The organism is Haloarcula sp. Atlit-120R (assembly GCF_003665885.1).
GTDB lineage: Archaea > Halobacteriota > Halobacteria > Halobacteriales > Haloarculaceae > Haloarcula > Haloarcula taiwanensis.
Window position 1 is genome coordinate 1 of the sequence record NZ_QPLN01000015.1, and the last position, 3,134, is coordinate 3,134.

Below are 3,134 nucleotides of genomic sequence, written 5' to 3' on the forward strand. Positions count from 1 at the left end.
CACGGACCACTCTATCTATCACGTCGTAGGAGCCTTCAGACAGCGCCTCATCCGGCTGGAAGTTTGCCGTAGCCAACTCCCCGAACCACCGAACACAGTCCCGTGAAGTACCACTCTCAAACGTCGCGTGGCTCATCAGATACCGTACTGTACCAACCACCTCATCGTACGATTCTCTATCTCTCAAGCCCTCGTACGGTAAGAAAGCGGACCGACCACCATCCCGGTCTATCCGGTGCGCCACCCACCCCTCTTGCTCTTCCGGGTCGTCCGCATCGAAGTCCCGGCACAGTCCGATAATGTGGTAGTGCGGGGACCAGTACGTCAGTTCTCGCCACGACTCGGGGCGTTCATCGAGTACCCACTGCCAGATCCCCATGTCCGGGTCTTCTTCCTCAAACTGCCGTTGAACATCGCTCTTGACCCTATAACCGTGGAATATCGCGGTCCCACCACGCACCCCTTTCTCCTGCGCCAGTTGGTACGCTTCTCGGAACCCATCGTACACCTGCTGCAGCGTCCGTATCTCGCCTTCAGGTGGTGACATGACTGCGTGTATCGCACGCCGATCTATCCCCGGTGTCTCGACGTGACGCGCAGCAGACAGCCGTTTCGTGATGCCTACAGCCCGCTCTTTCGTCCACACGCCCTCACAGTTCGGACAACTACGCCGTCCACAGTGGTTCGGGGCGTAGGAGACTTCTGCGCAGTTGTCGCAGAACTCTGCCGGTTTCCACACCCCACAGTTCGGTCCTTTCTCGCCTTCGCCGGGTAGCGTCATCGAGGAATCAGCGAACACCGAGTACTCTATTTCCTCCTGCCACCGACCGGGTTCGGTGGCGAGGTCGTCCTCGACCCCACCAGCGTCACCGTCGTCCACCAGGTGCGTCCAGTCCTCAACGATTCCGCCCCACTCTTGAGAACTCACGCGCACCCCCCCTTTTTCGGGATAGAGAGGCTGAAACTCCCGTCAGTACAGAGCCTCACCATTGCAGCCGCATAGTGCAGGGTCCGGTACGCCCCGCAACCGCTACCACTACCGCGAACCCTCCCGGCGCTCCAAGAAACGCCGTGTCCTCGCTCGCTCCGCTCGCTGCGGGACGGGTGTTCTCGCGCCGCTCGGGATGCTGGTGACACCGCAACCGCACACGACGGGTCCCGCCGTCGGCTGGCCGGGCGCCGTTGGGTCACCACTCGCCGCGATCTCCATCCTCGACGAGAGATCACCGCTCGGTCAGCTGGCGCTCGGTGCTTCGAGAACAGCGATACACTTTCCCCACTGGCGGGGGTAGAGTCATGTGCGTTCATCCTTGGCGGGTGACGCAGTTTTCGGGGCGGTGACCGCCGTCCCGTTTCCCACGACCGAGTAGCCGCGGGAGCGTACCTGCGTTAGCAGGTACGTGGGACGGACTTGGTATAAAACCTGTCACCCCGAACCGAAGCTACTCCTCACCTCCTAGTCGCTTCAACCGCACCCATGCCTGAGCGAACGGATACGCAACGACCGCCACCAGGACGACCGCGAGGATCGTGTCTTCGCGGCTGTCTGTCTGATAGAGCCGCCACGCCTTCCGAATCTCTTGGATCATCGTCACTCAGTGTCTGACTTTCGCTCCTCGATCACGTCGGGGAGCGGGTCACGGTCCCACGACTTGCCGAACTGTCTCGGACTCGTATTCTCGAAAAGCTGGGCAAGCTGCTGCTCGGCCTCTTCTTCGACAACGCGCAGCTCTTCAATCGCTTCCTCGACCTCGGACCGAGTCTCTTCGAGATCCTGCCGCAGGTTCTCGATCTCCTCGACCGTGAGGCGCTTGGCGTTTTTCGCCTGCTGCTGCGCCTCTTCGGCTTTGTTCTCCGCTTCCATCACATCGCGGCGAGAGGCTGCCACGGGTGCCTGCATCCCGTTCCGCTCTTCTTTCCGCTGCCGCTGTTCAGTACGCTGTTCCTCTGCCGTATCGTCCGGTTTCGTCGGGTTCATGGTTCGATCTGAATCGGTTGACTGCAGTGGGGACACTGGAACTCAGCACGTCGGAGTTCGAGATACACAGTCAGTGCATCTCGAACCCGATCCGCTCGGAAGTCACCGAGCCGGTCTGCGTCCCGGTCCAACGACTCCCGTGTCTCAGCATCCACCTTCGCCGTCACCGGGTGTTCTCCCTTACAGTCGGTCATATGGATACGTGGAATTTTTCCACGTATTACTCGGATACGTACCATTTACCAGTAAAAGGGGGTCTCAAGAATAGTTCACACACTCATCTATAGTTCTATAGTCACCATCGGGTACTGTTTTTATCACACAGTTCTCAGACAAACTATGCCCGCCGTCCCAATTGATGAAGTTACGCCAGAACGAGTACAGGCCATTGTTGATGATGAGGGAGTTATTCGCCTCAGTGAGTTAGCTGAGGAAATCGATGTCAGAACTACCAGTCTCTACACGCCAGTGATGGAGTTAGTATCTCGGAAGGAAGCTGCTGTCTTTCCTATCGGTGATGTTGTCGAAGTCCGGTCAGAGAATTAGAGGTAGTCGCTCATCATATCCTGTTGCAACAACTTCCCGACTACTCGCTCGACATCGCCGTTCACAGTCTTCTCCGCTGTCCGTTCTAACTTTGCCCACTGTCGAAGCGGAAGCCGGACTGTCACCGAATCTGCGCTGTTCGGCCACATCCACACCGTCACCTCATCAACGCCCCGAACGAACTCCACAGGCACTCTATGAGAACTCACAGAAGTTCCTCCATAGCCTCTCTCGCCTCTTCCTCACTACGCGCCTTCCTCATTCCCGGCGGTGGCATCCGCTCTCCAATTGCCCACTCGAACGCAGCAACCAGCCGCCTCTCTGCTTCCCGTCCGATACGGTCACACCAACCGGGGTCAGCTAGAGCTCCACCAGCGTCCCAGATCGGTGACCATGACCGTGACCCACAGCACTCGCACTCATCTTCTTCCTCGACTCCGCACCCGTCACCGTCATCTTCCTCTACTCCATCGTTCACCACCTCACGGACCACTCTATCTATCACGTCGTAGGAGCCTTCAGACAGCGCCTCATCCGGCTGGAAGTTTGCCGTAGCCAACTCCCCGAACCACCGAACACAGTCCCGTGAAGTACCACTCTCAAACGTCGC

At 58.6% G+C, this 3,134-nt stretch carries 7 protein-coding genes; 1 reads left to right on the plus strand and 6 read right to left on the minus strand.

Translation table 11 applies throughout. From position 1 onward, the window contains the following. The 4 genes from DVK01_RS20925 to DVK01_RS20935 form a co-directional block, all read right to left on the minus strand. Positions 1–928, minus strand: a 928-nt coding sequence (locus DVK01_RS20925) for a hypothetical protein (RefSeq protein ID WP_147435224.1), incomplete at its 3' end; no start/stop codon positions are given. 514 nt (positions 929–1,442) lie between these two features. After that, on the minus strand, positions 1,443–1,589 hold the full coding sequence (locus DVK01_RS21965) for a hypothetical protein (RefSeq protein ID WP_158598797.1): 147 nt from the start codon (positions 1,587–1,589) through the stop codon (positions 1,443–1,445). A gap of 2 nt (positions 1,590–1,591) precedes the next feature. After that, entirely contained in the window at positions 1,592–1,978 is a 387-nt protein-coding gene (locus tag DVK01_RS20930; protein WP_121538810.1) for a hypothetical protein, read from the minus strand. Continuing rightward, entirely contained in the window at positions 1,975–2,172 is a 198-nt protein-coding gene (locus DVK01_RS20935) for a hypothetical protein (protein ID WP_121538812.1), read from the minus strand. Before DVK01_RS20935 ends, DVK01_RS20930 begins: the two co-directional genes overlap by 4 nt. A 145-nt stretch (positions 2,173–2,317) precedes the next feature. Between DVK01_RS20935 and DVK01_RS20940 the strand changes: the two genes are divergently transcribed. Next, positions 2,318–2,524, plus strand: a complete 207-nt coding sequence (locus tag DVK01_RS20940) for a hypothetical protein (RefSeq protein ID WP_121538814.1) — start codon at positions 2,318–2,320, stop codon at positions 2,522–2,524. Here the strand turns inward: DVK01_RS20940 and DVK01_RS20945 are convergent. Beyond that, on the minus strand, positions 2,521–2,733 hold the full coding sequence (locus DVK01_RS20945) for a hypothetical protein (protein WP_147435225.1): 213 nt from the start codon (positions 2,731–2,733) through the stop codon (positions 2,521–2,523). The two genes, DVK01_RS20940 and DVK01_RS20945, sit on opposite strands and share 4 nt — an antisense overlap. Then, a partial coding sequence (locus DVK01_RS21775) for a hypothetical protein (protein ID WP_233562835.1) occupies positions 2,730–3,134 on the minus strand: 405 nt, incomplete at its 5' end. The genes DVK01_RS21775 and DVK01_RS20945, both read right to left, overlap by 4 nt.